The following is a 20,404-nucleotide window of genomic DNA, read 5'->3' as shown; positions in this document are numbered from 1 at the left end:
GCGGTTATGGGCATGAGAAACGGGGAAGCTGGAACGGGTTACGGATGCTGTTCGGGGCAAACTCCAGCGTGACCTGATGTCCGTCGACGTTGAAGGTCGCCTGACGGCTCAGGCTACCCGCGCCAGGGCTGGTGCGCGCCTTGTCGAAAAAGCGGTTGAGCGCCCAGGAACCGTTGGTCACCAGCGTTGCGGTGCTGCCATTGGCCAGACCGAGCTGCATACGCACCTGGTTCGTCCCGCCCGGCCCCGGCCAGGTCATGATCTGCACCGCCTGCGGACCGTGGCTGTAGCGCAGCAGCTGGCCGTCCACGTCCAGCGTCAGGTTCAGAATGGTGTTGTCCATCCGCACGGTGCGCACCGTCACCCTGAAGGATGGCGTGGTCGCGCCGTTGGCGAAGAAGGCATCGCGGACAGACTGCGCCTGCTGGAACGGACGCAACAGCCCTTCGCTGCCCGGCAGCGTTTTACCGTCGATGCCCGGCATAAAGCGCCAGTTCGCCTGGGTGGTGTCCACCTTGTTGGTCAGGTTGTCGCGGAAAAAGGTGTCCATCAGTCCGGTGCCCGGCGCGAACATGCGGGCGAGATCGTCCGGCGTCACCTCGGTGCTGGCGCTGCGCACCAGTGGATAACGCCCGGCAATCGCCTGACGGCAGAACCCACCCACTTCCACGTTAATGCGCTTACGCACGTTCTCCAGATCGCGACGCTGGGTATCGCTGCTGGCGCCGACGGCCATATTGCTGAACATGGTTTGCAGCCCGCCCGGCAGACGTCCCGCGCTGGCTTGCAGGCGGCTGATTGCATCCCCGCCCGGCGCGGGCATACCGCTGTTTGCCGCATCCTGAACGGCGGTCAGGTAGCGATAAAGCTCGTCAACCTGCTTAAGAAAATCGTCAAAGACGATGGTCTTGCCACCCTTCTCCAGCGGCTGCGCCAGCTCAATCATCGGCGCATAGTGGTCGGTCACCAGTTGCTCAGGCGCCTGCGTCACGACCGCGCCCTGCGTCGGGGCATTGTCACCGTTGCTGAACAGCGCTTCCAGCGTGCGGGTGGCGCGGTTGCTTTGGTCTTCCGCTTTCTGCGCATCTTCCGGCGCAGGCGCAGTGCGCGACAGGGTCAGCACCTTGCTCAGGTTAAGCACCAGACGGCGCAGCGGCGAGTTGGTGCCTGAAAGCAGGCGCGCGGTGTTAATACGCTGGGAAAGATCGGCGCTGTTGTTGAGCTGAATGTCAGCGAGAAAGCGATCCCAGTTGACGATAAAGTCGCGCATGTAGAGCTGGCGCACGGCGTTGTCGATCTGCTGTTTATCTTCCTGGGCGGTGGTCGCTCCCAGTACCCAGGCGTCGTCCTCGTGCAGGGCGGTGGTCACGCTGTCGATCTGGTCGTTGAAGCTCTTCCAGTAGCCGTCCGGCGTATAGAGGCCCGGTACGCCTTCACTCACCGGCTTGCCGCTTTTACGGGAAAACACCAGCTCGCTCTGCGGGCCGCCGAGATCTGAAAGCGAAACCGGCTTCAGGTTCTCATCATGCTCCAGCAGACGTTTCAGGCGGCCATATACGCGAGTTGAGAGCGGCTGCTGGTTGATAAGCGCCCTTTCACGTGCCACCAGATCCTCATCCTGCGCATACGGTGAAGCCTGAATTTTTGGCTCCAGCAGCTGGGTCAGGTGCCATTCCAGCTCCTGAAGCTGCGCCTGCGTCACGTTCTGCGGCAGGTTGCGTTGCAGGTTGAGCATCACCCACGAGTGCAGGAATTTGCCGTCATAGTGCTTCGGCTGGTAGAGCATCTGATAGGCTTTCAGCGCCTCATAGCTGTACTCCACATCGCTGCCGTTGTCGTTGCGCAGCCAGGTGGTAATGTGCATCGCCACGGCGGGCAGCAGCATCTGATCCAGCGCCTTCTGGTACAGAGACTGCGAGGCATCGCTGACGTCATCCCCGCGATAAAGCCCCATGCGGCGGGAAACCGGCGGGTCGTTAACGTCGAAGGCATTGCTTTTCGGCAGATCCACCAGGCTGTTAAGCAGCGGCAGAAGCGCAAACAGATCGCGCTGGGGCTGGTTTTGCAGCGCCTTGCTCTGCTGCTCCAGCATCGGCACTTTTGCGTCCACTTCTTCCAGATAGGCTTTATTTTTGGCGTAGCTGGTCAGCCACAGGCCACCCAGGATCACCAGCAGGGCCAGCAGCGCCGCGTAGCCGGACCACATCACGGCGCGGTTGCGCAGTTCCCACCAGCGGTTTTCCCCGGCGATGCCCGCTTCCTGGAAAATCACGTTTTGCAGCAGGTTTTTAATGAAGAAGCTTTGGCCCTTCGCGCCTGGGATCGGCGCCTCTTTGCTCACCGAATCCCAGCGCGTGCTTTCCCCCCCTTCAGGTAAGGAGAGCGCGCGATTCAGCTCGCCCATCACGCGGTCAAACGGCATCCCTTCCTGAGTGCCGCTGGCAAAGTAGATGCCACGCGGCGAAAATTCGGTTTCGAAGTTTGAGCGAGCAAAGACCGTGCTCAGGTAGTCAGCCAGCAGCGGACGCAGCGCGGCGAACTCCTGCGGGAAGAGATAGGCTTCCGCACGGGTTTTGGCGTCATGCTCTTTGAGCATGGTTTCCGGAAGGCCAGCATCCAGACGCTGTTGCAGCAGGGAAAATTCCTGCTGGAAGTTGCCCATCAGGTCGTAATCAGCGTGTTTGGTCTGCTCCCACGGCAGCGTAAAGCCCCAGATCTGGTCGCGCTGGGCTTTGTCGTAATCCGCAAACCAGGCGCGGAAGCCTTTAAGCAGGTCCGCTTTGGTCACCATCACATACACCGGGAAGCGAATACCCAGCTGTTCATGCAGCTCGGAGAGACGCTGGCGCAGGTTGACCGCCTGCTGGCGCGAGGCCTCAGCGGACTGCGAAAGCAGGTCGGAAATGCTGATGGTGATAATCACGCCGTTAATGGGCTGGCGACGGCGGTATTTACGCAGCAGGTTGATAAATTCCAGCCACTCCCCGGCGTCCTGAACCTGCTCGCTCTCCTGAGTGGTGTAGCGCCCCGCGGTATCCAGCAGAACCGCCTCGTTGGTAAACCACCAGTCACAGTTGCGCGTGCCGCCAATGCCGCGCAGCGCGGTTTTACCGAAGCGATCCGCCAGCGGGAATTGCAGCCCGGAGTTGGCCAGCGCGGTGGTTTTACCTGAACCCGGCGCGCCAATAATGACGTACCACGGCAGCTGATAGAGGTACTGTGTGCTGAAGCGCTGCGTCCACTGCGCGCCATGTCCCGCTTTGCTGAAGTGGGCTTTTTTCAGCATCTGGGCGGCTTCATCGAAACGCCCGGCAAGGATCTGCTCCTCGCTGTTCAGACGTTTCTGCGGATCGGCCGCCTCCGGGCTGGTGGTATTTTCGTTGAGCTTGTCCATCAGCTTACGGTTCAGCCAGGCGTTATACAGCCGCGGCAGAATGTGGCTCTGGGCCCAAATCAGGTAGACCACCGCAATGCTGATGACGCGGTTCTGCTCTGATTCAAGGGGCCGGGTATCCACGATGGACAACAGCGGGCCAATCATCCAGATGACCGCCGCGAGCGCCGTTACGCCCAGGAAGCTCCACAGAATGCGATTGGTCAGTATAGAAAGTAGAGTTGTCAGCATCCTTAGTTTCCTTGCGGCAATCCGTTCAGCTCGGCCTGGGTATTGTCAGGCGATACCAGCAGCGTAATCTCTACGCGGCGGTTACGGGCGCGATTTTCAGGCGTGGTGTTAGGCGCTACCGGGTTGATCTCACCCCGCCCTTCGGCTTTGACGCGCTCAGGCTGTGAGAGGCTACCCTGGAGCTGTTTTTGCACCGAACGGGCGCGCTCAAGCGAGAGTTCATAGTTAGAAGCGAAGCGTGCGCTGCGGATCGGCACGTTGTCGCTGTACCCCACCACCAGAATTTTGCCGCTGACGTTATTCATCGCCTGGGCGATGCGGTCGATGACCGGCTCATAGCGATCGCGCACCACCGTTGAGGCCGAGCCAAAGAGTCCGTCCCCTTTCAGGATCACCACGCTGCGATCCGCCTCATCCTTAACGGCCACCAGACCGGCATCAATTTCTGGTTTCAGGAAGCCGCGCAGGTTCAGCACCGCTGGCAGCTGACGCGCAGGCTGCTGGATGGTGGTTTCCGGCAGTTGGGACTGGTAAATTTTCGCCAGCACCGGGCTGGTGTTATCACCCAGACGCCAGTTCAGCACGATATAGAACAGGCAGGCGATAAAGCCGACCAGCGCCACGCACGCCCAGAGTGGGATCATCGGCCGCCAGAGCTTGCGCAGAACGGGGCGATCTTCCGGGTGCGGCGAGAGCGGCGGCGGATAGCTGCCGCGCACGCCACGGATCATCTGCCACAGGCGCTGTTTGATGGTTTCAAGCTGGGTCCGGCCATTGTCCAGCACGCGGTAGCGGCCTTCAAAGCCGAGCAGCAGACAGTAGTTGATCATCTCCAGCAGCAGAATGTGTTCGCGCGGATTCTGCGACAGACGCGCCAGCAGCTGGAAAAACTTCTCACCGCCCCAGGTTTCGTTATGAAACGTCACCAACAGACCATTGCTTGACCAGACGCCGCTGCTTCCCCACGGGGTCAGCGCGGCGGCTTCGTCCAGCGCCGTGCAGAGGCAGTAGCGCGCGCCGACAATCACTTCATACGGTAAGCCCGCCTGCTGGCATCGCACTTCGAAACGGCGAATTTCGTCAATCAGGCGCTGGCGCAGCCCGACCTGATCGTCGTGGGAAACCGAATGACGGATTTGCGGAATCGCATTGAGCAGCGGATTGGCGGCCGCCACCAGCTGATTGTTCCCACTGGCTCCGGTAAACACGGCATCACTGCCGGTATCCTGTCGTTCCTGCATATTAAGCGCTCGCTTTATTATTCTGTCGGGCTACGGATGGCCCAGAACTCCATATCGAGACCCGGGAATTCCCCTGCGAGATGCAGCGCGAATGCCCCGGACTTGTCCATCTCGTGCCACAGTTCGCTGCCCCTCTCGAGCTCGAAATAGCTGTAGCCTGCATGCCACGGGATCTGCGGCGGCGCGACGGGCATTGCCCGAAGCATGATGCCCGGCAGCTGGAGCTGGACCAGATCGCGAATTTTCGACACTGGCGCAACCTTCATTTGGGCAGGGAAATGGGTTTGCAGGTGTTCGCCGGGGACATTGGCTTTTACCGCCAGCACGAAGCCAAATTCGCGGACCATGCTGGTCTCCGGCACGGTGGCGATGTTCAGCCCGTGGGAGCGTTCGTGCAGCGGCAGCTGGATGGCATGATCTTCCATGACCAGCGACAGCCCCTGACGCAGCATCAGCATCAGTTTGCTGAAGCAAACGGCGAGATCGTCATGGTCGTATACCGGCAGTATGCTCTCTGCGGTACGCTGCGGCGTCCAGGTGGCGAGCTCCGTGGCAAACGGCAGCCAGCTGCGCCAGAGCGCTTCCGGGTGAAGCAGCGGCAGCGTTTTTAAATGTGAGACGTCGCCAAGGTGGCGGTTGATCAGCGAGAGAAGCGTGAACTCAACCATCTCGGACGTATTGAAACGCCCCGGCTGGCGCAGTCGACCGCCGATCTGCTGGCTACGCTGCACCAGCAAGCCGTGCAGGTCATTGATCATACCGTACAGCTGCGGGCTGTTATTGGCGTTCAGCATTGGCGGAATGTAGCTGTTATCCAGCCGCACGTGGTTATCGTTGCGCTTTTCGGTGACGTACGCCACGCCAATGGCGGTCCATTCTGCCGTCAGATCTTTCTCCAGCATCAGGGTCAGACGCAGGCGGCCAAACTGGACCGTCGCCTCCCCAACCGACATGGCGTTGTCGTCTTCCACCTCTTGTTCAAAGGTAATAAAACGCGCCAGAGAAGACTGCTCCTCGCTGAAAATCACCTCTTCACGGCCACCGCGACGAACCGGCAGCGCAAGCACCACCTTTTCATTGGTGAGATTATCGGGGATTTTTAGCGGAGCCGGACCGTTGCGGTCGCTGCGAACCTGGAAAAAGGTGCCGTCAGGCAGCAAACCGCTACAGTAGCTCAGGGCAATACAGCCCTGGCGAAGCATCGCTTCATCCAGCTCAAGGTCGAGAAAGCCCCAAAGATACGATCGCTGCAAGGCCCCCCCACTCACGAACGTGGTTGAGGAGGTAACTTTCTGTCCGCTGAAAATGGTGGGGACGCAGGAACATGCCCTCGGTCCAGACGACCTTTTCTGCTTTCGTCATGATGATCTCTTTCCTGTTATGAAGGGCGTTACTGGCTGATGACCCGGATACCATTTACGTCAAGAAAGACGCTGGCCTGGAGTTCATCTGCGGACCATTTCCAGAACTGGTAAATCGCGTTTTCACCGGGAACAGGCAAAGGAAGTGAGACGCGCCATTTTTTGCCGTCCAGCGCCTGGTATTCCGCCATCACGCCGATATAGCGCGCTTCCGGTGAGCTTTGTCCGCTCAGGGTTTTCGAAAGCTGGCCCGGCATCAGGAAGAACACATCGCTGTTCAGCAGATTCGCGCCAAGCGTGGCTGACGCGTTGTTCTGTAAGGAGTAGAAGTCACTGGACATGAAATCCGCATCGGATTTCAGCAGCAATACTCTGACCTTAAGCGGTGCAGAATCATTGATTTGAGGATGAGCCTGAAACTGAAGATTGTAGCGGGAGGGGTCGCTGTGTGAAGACGACGTACAACCACCGATCAGCGCGAGAATCAACGCAAAAAAAGGGAACCACATCCGATGAAAATTTTTATTATTCATAAAAATATGCTCATGAAACCCGTTTAGTTCAGGATCCAGGTACCGTTCGCGCTGTCTTTGCAGGCTTTGCTGTTGCCATCGACATCAACACAGGTGGTTTTCTTACGCGCTTTCGGGCGCAGTGCCTGTTTACGCACGGTGGCTTCGTACTGGTCAGCCTTGATCACGGCACGCATCGGCACGTAACCAATCAGCTGTTCACTCCCTTCATCGGCCAGCGCCATCCAGAAATGTTCAACCTGCCCCAGCACAACGTAAGTTTTGCCGGTCTCAAGCGTACGGATCACTTTTCCGCCGTAGTCAGGACGGCTCATCAGGGATGCCGGGTACATGGCACGGTACGGTTCATTCACCTGAGTGAACTCCGCCGGAGGGGTAACAGCGTGACGGTGGGTCAGCGTGACGCCATTCACCTGGCTGGTCACAATCGTATCATCGGTGATCGCTGGTTTCTGCGGCGCCTTACAGCCCGCCACCGCCATAACAAACAGAAGTGATAACAATACGCGCAGTTTCATATGCTTTTCCGTAGCGATATTTAGAGGATGAAGAGAGGGGATAAAATTTGACTTAGGTGCTATTGTTAAAATAGTCGGGATATTTTCAGCAGGTAACTATTTTAAGGCATAGCTACCGCACGAGCCCGACAGAAATGGGCCCAGCATGCTCCTGACATATTTTGACAAACGGTAGACAAGTTTACATGAGCTTGTCATCAATTCAATATTTCCTGCCTGCTTAATGGCGTTTAATGATACGCCCAATGCATTATAGGATTAATCTCATAAAAAATGCGCACTTAGCTAAAATCGTCTTTTTCTTAGACGAATTACGAGCGTAACTGCATGAAAATTAATGACTAAACAGGCAAAAGAGAACCACTATCATTAACCTAACCCCTTATTATCGCCACTACCATAATTAGTAGAATTTCATTTTTTCTGTGCGCTGCGGGATATATCTGGGATATTTTCATTGTTGCATTCAGAAGATAACTTTTATTGTGCACGAGCGTCCTGCATTAACAAATGACGGCAAAGAAAATGGCAGAAATTTAATTTCGCGATCCGAAATAACCTGAGCAAAATTCCCCTTTGGGGTTATTTTTTGCACCTAAACAATTAAGCCCGGCTACATCTTTTTGCTCTCTCATCGTTCAGCGCGCTCCCTTGCAGCCCATAAACTGGGGGGTTCAGCGGCGCTGACAGTGAACCTCACGCAAGAAGTTTTACCGTTACTACATATTTCTTTTACTTCTTCCCAACATCTGCCGTTCTACTCTTTCACCCGGCACGCCTCATTTGTCTCTTCTACAATGTTCGCCTTCCGCTTGACTTATTTTGTGATAAAGGTACTTTTCAGGACATGAAGAAGATCCTGATTATCGTTCCTGATGGTGGCATGTTGTTTGAGGCCGCCGGTATCGCCGACATTCTGATGCAGGCCAACCGGCTGCACCCGGACGGCCTTGCGCAGCCCCGCTACCGCATCATTATCGCCACCACCCAGCCTCATCTGGTGATCCACGGCCAGTCCGGCTTGAACCTGCTGGCGGACTATCGCCTGCCGGAGCTGGATCCGCGCGAGCCACTGGACACGATCATCATTACCGGCCGCGGCATGAATGAGCTGGAGAGCACCGCCGTGGTGGACTGGCTGCACCTGGCCGCGCCGCATGCGCGACGCGTCGCCTCTGTCTGCGGCGGGGCCCTGCTGCTGGCACAGGCCGGATTGCTCGATGGGCGCCGGGCAACGACCCACTGGCGGCTTCTGGAAACCCTGAAAACCCGCTATCCTGCGGTCAACGTTGAGGGCGGCCCGCTCTATGTTCAGGATGGCCCCGTCTGGACGTCCGGCGGCGTCAGCTCCGGGTTTGACCTGACGCTGGCGCTGGTGGAGGATGATTACGGCTTCACCCTCGCCCGCAATGTGGCGCAGAATATGGTGATGTACCTGCGTCGGCCTGGCGGCCAGCTACAGTTCAGCCGCTATAATCTGGAGCAGTCCGGCGCGACCGGACCAGTCAGCGAACTGCAAAGCTGGATCCTGCAAAACCTCACCGCAGATTTGTGCGTCGAAAGGCTGGCCGAACGGGTCGCCATGAGCCCGCGCAATTTCACCCGCGTGTTCACGCGTGACGTGGGCGTGCCTCCGGCCCGTTATGTCACCGAAGCGCGTCTGGCCGCCGCCCGACAGCTTCTGGAGCAGACCCAGGATCCGCTTGAGGTCATTGCCGAAAAAAGCGGGTTTGGTACCAGCATCAACCTGCGCCGCGTTTTTGAAAAGCAGCTTCATCTCACGCCGGGCGAATACCGCCAGCGCTTCCACTGCCGCAGAATGGCGTAATATGATCCTTTTTTGTCATTTACGCCATCTGACCTGACGCCTACAGTAACTCCAGACAACACAGATAAGGAGTGCATCATGGTTAAGGTCGGTATTAACGGTTTCGGCCGTATCGGACGTAATGTCCTGCGCGCAGCGCTGGGCAACCCGGATCTCCAGATTGTGGCCATTAACGATCTGACGGACAGTAAAACCCTCGCCCATCTGCTGAAATATGACTCTCTGCTCGGCACGCTGCCGGTGCCTGTGGAAGCGGCGGACGGCGCGCTACAGGTTGACGGGCAACGCATCACCGTATTCAGTGAACGCGACCCGGCAAACATTGCGTGGAAAGACGCAGGCGTTGAGGTGGTAATTGAAGCAACCGGCTTCTTCACCGAACGTGAAAAAGCGGCGGTGCATATCACGAGCGGCGGCGCAAAACGCGTCATTATTTCCGCCCCGGCTAAAAATGATGATCTGACGGTGGTAATGGGTGTGAACCACACGCTGTACGATCCGGCCCAGCATTTTGTGGTCAGCAACGGGAGTTGCACCACTAATGGTCTGGCGCCAGCGGCGCAGGTGCTGCACCAGCAGTTTGGCATTGAGCACGGGCTGATGAACACCACGCATGCCTACACCAACAGCCAGGCGCTGCATGACCAGCCGGAAAAAGATCTGCGCGGCGCGCGCGCGGCAGCATTATCCATTGTGCCTTACTCCAGCGGCGCGGCAAAAGCGCTCGGGAAAGTGATCCCCGAGCTTGACGGTAAACTCACCGGGTATTCTCTGCGCGTGCCGGTTCCGGTGGTGTCGATTGTCGATCTGACGGTGACGCTGAGCCGCAACGTGACCGCCGAAGAGGTGAATGACGCGTTCCGTCAGGCTGCCGCCAGCGGGCCGCTGAAAGGCATCCTGGGCTACAGCGATGAACCGCTGGTCTCCCGTGATTATCAGGGCGACCCGCGCTCATCCATCATCGACGGGCTTTCAACGCTGGTGATTGGCGGGAATATGGTGAAGATCCTGTCGTGGTATGACAACGAGTGGGGCTTCTCGAACCGTCTGGTGGATCTGGCGGTGCTGATGGATAAGAAAGGGTTGTAGCCGATCGTATTGCCGGGTGACGCTTGCGCATACCCGGCCTGCAAAATGGCCCCTCTGCCTGCTAACAGAGGGGCATCATGACACTCTTCAGAAATAATATTTAAACCGCACACGACCACCATAACGATCGTCGTTCTTATCGCTTCCCTTTTTCGGCGACGCGTTCACCCACGAAGCGTAGGCGCCTAGGTAAATGTTAAAGTTCTTCATCTTCATTACGTTGGGAATAAGGTACGACGCATGGACAGTGTGAATATCATACTCACCCGGATCGGTGATCCAGCAATCATTCTCACACTCTGCGTCAAAGGTTGAAGTGTTAAATTCGTCGATTTCGTTATGCGCATAAATATAGCCCAGCTCAGCGTTACGCCACAGGGCATTGACGCCGGAGGTGAAGTCCGTTTCGTCTGCGGCGTCAAGATACGCTGTGTTGAGATTCACGACTATGCCATCCTCAGGATCGGCTTTCAGACCATCCCAGGTCATGGTGAATCCGTAACCGGTGCGGTCAGACTGATCGACCCAACGACCCGCGTCATCCCGATAGCCATAAGCATTGTTGACCAGATTGGTTTCCATGGCGACGGCCGTTGAGAACGGGCCGTCCTGCCACGAAATAACTGGCCGGACATAGGCGACGTTCTTATCATTTTCCAGTTCCGCGCCATGGTAGCGCTGGTCGACGTACAGATCGCTGCCGTCTTTGAACAGCGTATTCAGCTCGAAATACCAGTTATCCAGCGTTTTACTCATCAGGAAGTTACCGCCGCTGTCGGTACGGCCACGCCCCTCTTTCAGCATATAAATGTAACCATAGCCGTCGCTATAAAGATCGTCCGCTGTATTGCCCGAGTATTCAACAAAGGTATCCTGGTTGAGCGGGAACATATCGTAGGCTTCAAAACGTCCAACTTTAATTTCCCAGTCGTTTTCTGCGCCAAAGAAAAATACCGCATCATCAAGGTACATTTGCCCTGCCAAATCGCCCAGTGGTTGTACAGAAAATCCGGAAAAATGGCCGTTATCCATTTTTCGATAACCATCAAACCCCAGCAAAATACGACCATTAATATCCCACCGTTCTTTATCTCCCGGTGCCCAGTCGCTATTAGCACTTTGCTTAACAGAAGTCAGACTGCCGGTTTTGCTGGCAGCATCCATATTAAATTCCACATCGCCATAAAATTTTATATCTCCAAAGCCCGAAAGCGTCAGCTTCGGTGGTGCGTCTTTATTGACGGGCTCTTCTGACTGGACGACCACGGGAGCAGCCTGCTGACTGGCCGCCTGCTGTTGTTTCAACGCCTCGATTTGCGCCTCCAGTTGCGCCAGTTTTTCATCTACGCTCGTCGCGCTTTGTGCCGCAAAAAGAGAGCCAGAACAGAGTGCCCCCACGAGGACAACCATTTTTTTAAATTGCATAGAATCCATCCTGAAATAAAAGTGAATACCCAAAGTGATGGGCCACTCTATTTCGTCCAAATGCTTTTCGGCAGGCTATTATGTTTTTTGTTATGTCGGTTATGTTTTTTACTTTGTGTGACCTTCACGGAAAGTTATTCGCGGAATGTAATAAAGAAACACAATCCCGCTCACAGAATTAAAAAAGGTTGCAACCCATAAGCCTGGTCAATATTCATGGCGTGCCCTGACAGGATATTTAATTAAAATCATTCCCCAAAAAACATTCCCCGAGTAAATAGTTTTCGGCGCGCTTCTCACGTCCGGGCGCGGCGGTAAATTGTCTGGTAATGCGCAAAATGGGATATCTAACACGCGAAGCGGGCAATATTCGTCTAAGGTTTTCAGGTGATTGACGACAGCGGTGACGCTGCCCAGCGACGAATGGAGATGAACCGATGATAAAAACTCGAATGCTACGCCCTGGCTTGTTACACCTTACGTTGGCAGGCGCCCTACTCGGTGTTACCGCATTTGGTTATGCTGAAGACCAGCCAACGAGCCAGCAAAGCTCACCTGATATTCTCCTTGGCCCCCTCTTTAATGAAGTACAGAGTGCCAAACTGTTCCCGGATCAGAAAACCTTCGCGGATGCCGTTCCCAAAAGCGACCCGCTAACCATCCTGGCGGATTACCGGATGCAGCATACCCAGTCCGGTTTTGACCTGCGCCACTTCGTGGAGATGAACTTTATCCTGCCGAAGGAAGGTGAGAAATACGTTCCCCCTGAGGGCCAGAGCCTGCGCGAACACATAGACGATCTGTGGCCTGTACTGACCCGCACCACTGACAAAGCGAACAAATGGGACTCCCTCCTGCCCCTGCCAAAGCCCTATGTCGTGCCGGGAGGACGCTTCCGCGAAGTCTATTACTGGGACAGCTATTTCACCATGCTGGGCCTGGCCGAGAGCGGCCACTGGGATAAGATCGGCGACATGGTGGACAACTTCGCTTACGAGCTTGATACCTGGGGCCATATCCCTAACGGTAACCGCAGCTACTACCTGAGCCGCTCTCAGCCGCCGTTCTTCTCGCTGATGGTGGAATTGCTGGCCACGCATGACAGCGACGCGTTGAAGAAATACCGTCCGCAGATGGAGAAAGAGTACGCTTACTGGATGGAGGGGGCTGATGGGCTCCAGGCTGGTCAGGCGAACAAACGCGTGGTGAAACTGGATGACGGCTCGATCCTCAACCGCTACTGGGACGATCGGGACACGCCGCGCCCTGAGTCGTGGCTGGATGACGTGACCACCGCCAAAAATAACCCTAACCGTCCGGCCACCGAGATTTACCGCGATCTGCGCTCTGCCGCGGCCTCGGGCTGGGATTTCAGCTCCCGCTGGATGGACGATCCACAGAAGCTGGGTACCATCCGCACCACCAGCATCGTGCCGGTGGATCTGAATGCGCTGATGTTTAAGATGGAAAAACTGCTGGCCCGCGCCAGTCAGGAAGACGGCGATAACGCCAGTGCAAGTAAATATGACGCGCTGGCCTCCGCACGTCAGAAAGCCATGGAAAGCCACCTGTGGAACGATAAAGAGGGCTGGTATGCGGATTACGATCTGAAAACCGGGAAGGTGCGTAATCAGCTGACGGCCGCAGCCCTCTTCCCGCTGTATGTGAAGGCCGCATCACAGGATCGCGCGGATAAAGTGGCCGCAGCCGCGTCGTCACGCCTGCTGAAACCGGGCGGTATTTCTACCACCACCATCAACAGCGGGCAGCAGTGGGATGCGCCGAACGGCTGGGCGCCGTTGCAGTGGGTAGCGGTGGAAGGGTTGCAGAACTATGGTCAGCAGAAAGTGGCGATGGACGTAACCTGGCGTTTCCTGAAAAACGTTCAGCATACCTACGATCGCGAGAAGAAACTGGTTGAGAAGTACGATGTCTCTTCGACCGGTACCGGCGGTGGCGGCGGTGAGTATCCGTTGCAGGACGGTTTCGGCTGGAGTAACGGCGTGACGCTCAGGATGCTGGACATGGTCTGCCCGAAAGAGAAGCCGTGCGACAGCGTACCGGAGAATCAGCCTGCGGCAAACGATGATGTTGCACCTGCGAAACAGGCGGCGCAGTAGCGCCCCTCACCCTGACCCTCTCCCCGGTGGGGCGAGGGGACGGTTCCGTGCAATAGATTGGCCCGGTAGCGAAGCGCCACCGGGCTTTTTTCAGAAGCTGTAACTCGCCCCGACCTGGAACGTGCGGTCGCGGCCTATCCAGCAGTTGGTCGCGTCATAGCAGGTGAGCGTCTCTTTGTTGGTGACGTTCTGCGCGCTCGCTTTCAGCGTCAGCCCCTCCAGCGATGGCGCCAGCTCGCCCATGCGGTAAGATGCCGCCAGATCGTATTGCGTCGTACCGCCCAGCTTGCCTGCGTCGTTGGCTGGCGAGATCTCCATCGGCCCGGTGTAGCGTGCCCCTGCCCCCAGCGTTAACCCTCTCAGCGGTGTGCTGTCAAAGGTGTAATCTCCCCACAGATTAAAGGCGTTCTCAGGGACCTGCGTCGGTCGTTTGCCCTGGTACTTGTCATCTTCGGTATTGATGGCGTGGGTGTAGGCATAGTTGGCAATCAGCGTCAGTTTATCCGTTGGACGACTCATAGCGGAAAGCTCCGCACCTTTCGATTCCACTTCCCCGGTCTGGCGATAGTTGAGGAAGCCCGGATCGCTGGTCACCACATTTTTCTGACGAATGTTAAACACCGAGGCGGTGAAGGTGGTTGCGTAATCCGCCAGCAGGTATTTCACCCCACCCTCCACCTGCTTGCTGGTGGTGGGCTTAACGTCTTTCGCGGTCAACGTGCCCTGCGGCGATACCGGGGCGAACCCTTCCGAATAGCTGATAAACGGCGAGAGACCATTGTCAAAGGCATAAAGCGCGCCCAGTCGCTTAGTGAGGCGATCCTGCGATACCCAGGCTTTGTCACCGTTTTGCAGATAGTTGGTGGTGACAGAACGGTAGTCGTCATAGCGCAGGCTGGCCAGCACGTTCAGCCCGCCAAACGCAATCTGATCCTGGAGGTAATAGCCATTCTGCTGATAGCTGAGACGGTTTTTCTGCGCGGTTTCAAGCCCCAGCGCATCGTTATCGATCTGCGAGTGATCCGGATTACGCATATCGATACCCGGTGTGGACGAGGCGTAACGATAATGGAAGTGAGAGTTCAGCTTCTGGTAGTCAAAGCCCGCCAGCAGATGATGTTTCCAGTCCCCCAGCGCGACGGTTCGGGTGACCTGGTTATCAATGTTGAAGCTCTGTAAATCTTCATCCGTGGTATAGGCGAAGCGGTTAAGCTGGTAGACCTCGCTGCCCGTCCCGGTTGAATAGGCGCTGCGCTGGTGGGTGTCCACGTCAAAGTAGCGCGCTTTCTGGCTAAAGCCCCAGCCACTGTCAAACTCATGTTCAAAGCTGTAGCCCAGCATCCACTGACGCTGCTTAAAGCCGCTCCACTCATCCCCGGCATAGTCACGACGATCGGCGTATTTAGACCGTAGATAGCTTAGCGGCATCGGATCAGACGGCGTCAGGCTCGGCGTATTTTGCGCCAGCGCGTCAATGGTCAGGCGCGTTTTGTCATCCGGCTGCCAGGTCACGGAGGGGGCCACCAGATAGTTTTCATAGCGCGTGGTGTGCGCCTGTTCGTCACTCTCTGTCGCTTTACCCAGCAGGCGATAGTTCCAGTCGCTGGTCGCAATCTGCCCCGTGGAGTCCAGGTACCCCTCTTTCAGATTGCGGTTTCCGGTGTTAAAGCCCAGTTCTGTTTTCGCCTCTTTCTGCGGCTTTTTACTCTGAATATTGACCAGCCCGCCCGGGGAGCCACCGCCATACAGCACGGATGACGGCCCCTTCAGGATATCGACGCTCTCAATCAGCAGCGGATCGATTCGCGCTTTAGTGTTCCCGGTGACGTTATAGGGAAGTTGCAGGCCGTTGTAGAACTCCTGCTCGACGTTGAACCCGCGGATTTTGTACTCGCTCATGTAAGAGGTGCTCCCGCGCACCTCCGTGGAAACGCCCGGCGCATAGCGCAGGATCTCGTTTACCGAACTGGCGTGCCGCTGCTCAATCTCTTTAGCGGCGATGGTGTTGATCACCTGGGGCGTTTTACTTTCCGCGACGGCTGATTTCGTGGCGCTGTTGGTCCAGGCAGGGAGCGCGCTGCCCTGCTCTGTACCGGTCACCACGATGGTGGGTTCTTCTGCAAAAGCCTGTGTTTGCAATGCCAGCGTGACGGCGCCTGCCAACGCGCATAACGCAAAACGTGAGGTGCTCATAGTGTCGTCTTGTTATTAGATGGTATTGGGAACGCCAATTATTATCATTTCCATTAGCAAATCAATATCGGCGGAGAAAAACAGATCGTTTGTATTAAGTTTCATGCCAGCGTGCCGATAACCCAGAGACAGTCTGTCATCTATCGAGGAGCCATCTGGCGTGAGTAGCTACAGTGAGCAGTTCCTGAAACAAAATCCGCTGGCTGTATTAGGGGTATTACGCGACCTGAAAAAGGGCGAGGTGCCGCTGCGCATCAACTGGTCAACCAGCCAGTTTATCAGTAAGATCCTGGACGTGACGGCAGAACACCTGATCGTGGATCTGGGTAGCCAGAGCGAAGAAAACCGTGCCGCGCTCCAGGCAGAAAACCTCTCGGTGATGGCCGAAACGCAGGGGGCTAAAGTCGAGTTTATACTGCCCCGCCTGACCACGATCGCGTACCAGGGTTTGCCTGCGTTTATCGCTCCCCTGCCCGCTAACCTCTGGTTCGTGCAACGCCGCGAGTTTTTTCGCATCAGCGCCCCGCTTCACCCGGCCTATTTCTGTAAGGCAAAAATGCCGGACAAAAAAGAGATCCGCTTTCGTCTCTTCGACCTGTCACTGGGCGGGATGGGCGCGTTAATGGATACGCCGAAGCCGGAAGGACTGGTGGAAGGCATGCGTTTTAGTCAGATTGAGCTGGATATGGGCGGATGGGGACGCTTCTGGTTTGACGCCCAGCTGATTGCCATCAGCGAGCGTAAGGTGGTGGACAGCAAAAACGAAACCATTACCACGCCGCGACTGAGCTTTCGCTTTCTGAATGTCGGGCCAGGCGCCGAACGCGAACTACAGCGCATCATCTTCTCACTGGAGCGTGAAGCGCGGGAACGCGCGAACAAAGTGCGCTGAAAGGCGTCGGGCAGCATGCTGCCGCCCGACAAAGGCGTTACATGGCGTCCATCGCTTTCTGTACTTTCCAGATATAACGTGGAGCCTGTGCTGACGGATGATTCTTCACAACGTGCTCGAAGAATTCATCTTTATCCATATCGTTAATCTCTTCTATCGCCTCTTTGCGATCGGATGAGAAGGTTCGGAGCAGCGCGCCGGCTCCGTTAACGTACGACACCACCAGCGCATATTGCATCACTTCCGGATCGTCAATCCCCTTCAGAATGCCATGCTCGAGAATGCTCAGGTAAGCGGTTCCCATAGAGATATTACGTTCCGGGTTTTTCAGCTCGCTGGTGGATGGCTGTCCCTTCCAGCCCATGTAGCGATAGACCTCTCTTCCCGCCGTCGAGGCTTTTAACTGCATCAGCCCCACCGCATTCGATTTACTCACCAGCGTCGGGTTGCCGCCGGACTCCACGGCAATGATCGCCGTGATCAGACGCGGGCTCACGCCCCAGGCCTTCCCGGCTTGTTCGCTGATCGGCATCCACTGCATGGCCCGCTTTACCGGCACTTCAGGGTTCCAGGGGGGATTTTGATAATCATGTTTTGAACTACAGCCAGCGAGCAGCACAATCAAAAAAGCAAACCATCTCAATTTCACGTCATCTATCCTTATAGCCGGTCATCGCGGTACGTCGCCCCTTGAAGCAGGCGGCGTATAAGCGGCATGATATAGACAATTAGATTCTCATTCAGCAAGGAATTGCCATGCCTCAGTTTCATCTCATCGCACCGTCAGGCTACTGCATCAACCAGGAGGCGGCACAGCGGGGCGTTCAGCGCCTGCTGGAAATGGGCCATCAGGTAGAAAATCAGACTATTATCCCCCGCCGTATGCAGCGTTTTGCCGGTACGGAGGCGCAGAGACTGAGCGATATCAACAGCCTGGCGACGCTGGAAGGTGAAAACACTATTGTGCTGGCCGTGCGCGGCGGCTATGGCGCAAGCCGGCTGCTGGAGAGCATCGACTGGGCCGGGCTGGCCGCGCGCCAGCAGCAGGATCCGCTGTTAATCTGCGGACACAGCGATTTCACGGCGATCCAGCTCGGCCTGCTGGCGTTGCATAACGTCATTACCTTTAGCGGCCCGATGCTGGCCGGCAACTTTGGTGCGCCGGAGCTGGATGCGTTTACGCAGGACCATTTCTGGCGCGCCCTGCAAAACCCGACGTTCACCATCGAGTGGCAAGGCAATGGACCGCACTGGGAATGTGAAGGACAGCTGTGGGGCGGCAACCTCGCGATGCTGGTGTCGCTGATTGGCACGCCGTGGCTGCCGCAGATCACGGACGGCATACTGGTGCTGGAAGATATTAACGAACACCCGTTCCGCGTCGAACGTATGCTGTTGCAGCTGTATCACGCCGGGATCCTGGATCGGCAGTCGGCCATTGTGCTGGGCAGTTTTAGTGGTTCAGCCCCTAACGATTACGATGCGGGCTATTCCCTGGAGACGATGATTGATTTCATTCGTTCCCGGCTGGATATCCCGGTGATCCCCGGTCTGGATTTCGGCCATGAGCAGCAAACCGTTACCCTGCCGCTGGGTGCCCAGGCACACCTTGTACACGATAATTCAGGCAGTCGGTTAACAATCAGCGGTCATCCGGTCTTAAAGGCATAAAAAAGCCGTTATTCCCCCTCAATAAAACGCAGTTAACGTTGTTATTATGTTAGGGTTTTAATAACAGCGTTCACATTGAGGTGGGAGTAAGACGACATTGGGTGCCACAGCGATAATCAGTCTTTTCATTCTGGGTTCCATCCTGGTAACCTTTAGCATTTTATTAAGTTCATTTTCATCGCGTCTTGGCATACCTATTCTTGTCATTTTCCTGGCTATCGGCATGCTTGCCGGGATCGACGGTATCGGCGGTATCCCCTTCGATAATTACCCTTTCGCCTATATGGTGAGTAACCTCGCGCTGGCGGTGATTCTGCTGGACGGCGGAATGCGCACCCAGGCAAGTTCGTTTCGCGTTGCCTTAGGCCCGGCGCTGTCTCTGGCGACCGTCGGCGTGCTGATCACCTCCGGCCTGACCGGCATGATGGCGGCCTGGCTGTTTAACCTCGATATAATGGAAGGCCTGCTGATTGGCGCGATTGTCGGCTCTACCGATGCGGCGGCGGTTTTCTCACTGCTCGGCGGCAAGGGGCTGAACGAACGCGTTGGCTCCACGCTTGAGATTGAATCCGGCAGTAACGATCCGATGGCGGTGTTCCTGACCATTACCCTGATTGAGATGATCCAGCAGCACGAAACCGGCCTGAGCTGGATGTTCGCCTGGCACATCCTCCAGCAGTTTGGCCTCGGGATTATTATTGGTCTCGGCGGCGGTTACCTGTTACAGCATACGATTAACCGTATTACGCTGCCTTCCGGCCTTTACCCGCTGCTGGCCCTGAGCGGTGGGATCCTGATCTTTGCCGTCACCACCGCGCTGGACGGCAGCGGTATTCTGGCGGTTTACCTTTGCGGTTTCCTGTTGGGCAACCGACCGATTCGCAACCGTCACGCCATCTTGCAGAACTTCGACGGTCTGGCCTGGCTGGCGCAGATCGCCATGTTCCTGGTGCTGGGCCTGCTGGTGACGCCGTCGGACCTGCTGCCTATCGCCGTGCCGGCGCTGCTTTTGTCGGCCTGGATGATCTTCTTCGCCCGTCCGCTGTCGGTGTTTGCCGGGCTGCTGCCGTTCCGCGGGTTTAACCTGCGTGAGCGGATATTTATCAGTTGGGTGGGGCTGCGCGGCGCGGTGCCGATTATTCTGGCAGTGTTCCCTATGATGGCCGGGCTGGACAACGCCCGTCTGTTCTTCAACGTCGCCTTCTTCGTAGTGCTGGTGTCGCTGCTATTCCAGGGGACGTCGCTGGGCTGGGCGGCGAAAAAAGCCAAAGTGGTGGTACCGCCCATTGGCTGGCCGGTCTCCCGCGTGGGGCTGGATATTCACCCTGAGAATCCCTGGGAACAGTTTGTCTACCAGCTAAGCGCCGATAAGTGGTGCGTGGGCGCGTCCCTGCGCGATCTGCATATGCCCGCTGAAACGCGCATTGCCGCCCTGTTCCGGGATAACGCCCTGCTTCACCCGACCGGCAGCACGCGGCTGCGTGAGAACGATATCCTCTGCGTGATTGGCCGCGAGCGCGACCTGCCGGCCCTCGGCAAGCTGTTCAGCCAGTCGCCCCCGGTGGCGCTGGATCAGCGTTTCTTCGGCGATTTTATCCTCGAAGCCAGCGCCCGCTTTGCGGATGTGGCGCTGATTTATGGCCTGGAAGGTGGACTGGAGAATCGCGATAACCAGCAAACACTGGGTGAGATTATTCAGCAATTATTAGGAGCTGCGCCGGTCGTCGGTGACCAGGTGGAGTTTGCCGGGATGATCTGGACGGTAGCGGAGAAAGAAGATAACGCGGTGCGCAAAGTCGGCGTAAGGCCGATGGAGGAGGAGGCGGAGTAGCTGCTTTTTTGCCGGGTGGCGCTAACGCTTACCCGGCCTACGTTCGGGCTTTTGTAGGCCGGGTAAGGCGAAGCCGC

The 20,404-nt window shown here is 56.8% G+C and carries 13 protein-coding genes and 1 pseudogene; 6 read left to right on the top strand and 8 right to left on the bottom strand.

From position 1 onward, the window contains the following. Nucleotides 1-4 precede the first annotated feature (4 nt). From tssM to SK62_RS08785, 5 genes and pseudogenes are all read right to left on the bottom strand, one after another. Nucleotides 5-3,625, bottom strand: a complete 3,621-nt coding sequence (gene tssM / locus SK62_RS08805) for a type VI secretion system membrane subunit TssM (protein WP_047719473.1) — start codon at nt 3,623-3,625, stop codon at nt 5-7. 2 nt (nt 3,626-3,627) lie between these two features. Beyond that, nucleotides 3,628-4,866, bottom strand: a complete 1,239-nt coding sequence (locus tag SK62_RS08800) for a DotU family type VI secretion system protein (protein WP_047719472.1) — start codon at nt 4,864-4,866, stop codon at nt 3,628-3,630. 17 nt (nt 4,867-4,883) lie between these two features. Further along, nucleotides 4,884-6,228: pseudogene (gene tssK, locus SK62_RS08795) on the bottom strand (type VI secretion system baseplate subunit TssK). A gap of 28 nt (nt 6,229-6,256) precedes the next feature. Continuing rightward, nucleotides 6,257-6,760, bottom strand: coding sequence for a type VI secretion system lipoprotein TssJ (gene tssJ, locus SK62_RS08790; RefSeq protein WP_022648418.1), 504 nt, complete (start codon nt 6,758-6,760; stop codon nt 6,257-6,259). A gap of 23 nt (nt 6,761-6,783) precedes the next feature. Then, nucleotides 6,784-7,278, bottom strand: a complete 495-nt coding sequence (locus SK62_RS08785; protein WP_047719471.1) for a hypothetical protein — start codon at nt 7,276-7,278, stop codon at nt 6,784-6,786. Nucleotides 7,279-8,125: 847 nt separating this feature from the next. Between SK62_RS08785 and SK62_RS08780 the strand changes: the two genes are divergently transcribed. Next, entirely contained in the window at nt 8,126-9,106 is a 981-nt protein-coding gene (locus tag SK62_RS08780) for a GlxA family transcriptional regulator (protein ID WP_047719470.1), read from the top strand. 78 nt (nt 9,107-9,184) lie between these two features. Further along, entirely contained in the window at nt 9,185-10,195 is a 1,011-nt protein-coding gene (gap, locus tag SK62_RS08775) for a type I glyceraldehyde-3-phosphate dehydrogenase (RefSeq protein ID WP_015570325.1), read from the top strand. Nucleotides 10,196-10,282: 87 nt separating this feature from the next. Here the strand turns inward: gap and SK62_RS08770 are convergent, their stop codons facing one another. Next, nucleotides 10,283-11,620: a carbohydrate porin gene (locus SK62_RS08770; protein ID WP_023303875.1), complete on the bottom strand. Its 1,338-nt coding sequence runs from the start codon at nt 11,618-11,620 to the stop codon at nt 10,283-10,285. Between the two features lie 437 nt (nt 11,621-12,057). Here SK62_RS08770 and SK62_RS08765 point away from each other — a divergent pair, with 437 nt between their 5' ends. Beyond that, nucleotides 12,058-13,740, top strand: coding sequence for an alpha,alpha-trehalase (locus tag SK62_RS08765; RefSeq protein ID WP_023303876.1), 1,683 nt, complete (start codon nt 12,058-12,060; stop codon nt 13,738-13,740). A 90-nt stretch (nt 13,741-13,830) separates the two neighbouring features. Here SK62_RS08765 and SK62_RS08760 read toward each other — a convergent pair whose 3' ends face one another. Beyond that, nucleotides 13,831-15,933: a TonB-dependent siderophore receptor gene (locus SK62_RS08760; RefSeq protein ID WP_047719469.1), complete on the bottom strand. Its 2,103-nt coding sequence runs from the start codon at nt 15,931-15,933 to the stop codon at nt 13,831-13,833. Nucleotides 15,934-16,093: 160 nt separating this feature from the next. On the opposite strand from SK62_RS08760, the gene SK62_RS08755 reads away from it, so the two are divergent. Beyond that, on the top strand, nt 16,094-16,825 hold the full coding sequence (locus SK62_RS08755; RefSeq protein WP_017384309.1) for a flagellar brake protein YcgR: 732 nt from the start codon (nt 16,094-16,096) through the stop codon (nt 16,823-16,825). 37 nt (nt 16,826-16,862) lie between these two features. On the opposite strand, the gene emtA is transcribed toward SK62_RS08755, so the two are convergent. Beyond that, nucleotides 16,863-17,474, bottom strand: a complete 612-nt coding sequence (gene emtA / locus SK62_RS08750; RefSeq protein WP_017384310.1) for a membrane-bound lytic murein transglycosylase EmtA — start codon at nt 17,472-17,474, stop codon at nt 16,863-16,865. 107 nt (nt 17,475-17,581) lie between these two features. Here emtA and ldcA point away from each other — a divergent pair, with 107 nt between their 5' ends. Together ldcA and SK62_RS08740 are read left to right on the top strand one after the other, a co-directional pair. Then, the gene (gene ldcA / locus SK62_RS08745; RefSeq protein ID WP_045348645.1) at nt 17,582-18,496 is read left to right on the top strand and encodes a muramoyltetrapeptide carboxypeptidase; all 915 of its coding nucleotides are present in this window, start codon (nt 17,582-17,584) and stop codon (nt 18,494-18,496) included. A 97-nt stretch (nt 18,497-18,593) separates the two neighbouring features. Then, entirely contained in the window at nt 18,594-20,327 is a 1,734-nt protein-coding gene (locus tag SK62_RS08740) for a potassium/proton antiporter (RefSeq protein WP_017384312.1), read from the top strand. The last annotated feature ends 77 nt before the right edge of the window (nt 20,328-20,404 follow it).

It is taken from the genome of Enterobacter sp. BIDMC109 (assembly GCF_001037885.1).
GTDB lineage: Bacteria > Pseudomonadota > Gammaproteobacteria > Enterobacterales > Enterobacteriaceae > Enterobacter > Enterobacter hormaechei_C.
The sequence above is the reverse complement of the archived record's forward strand: the minus strand, read 5'-3'. Positions and strand labels throughout refer to the sequence as shown.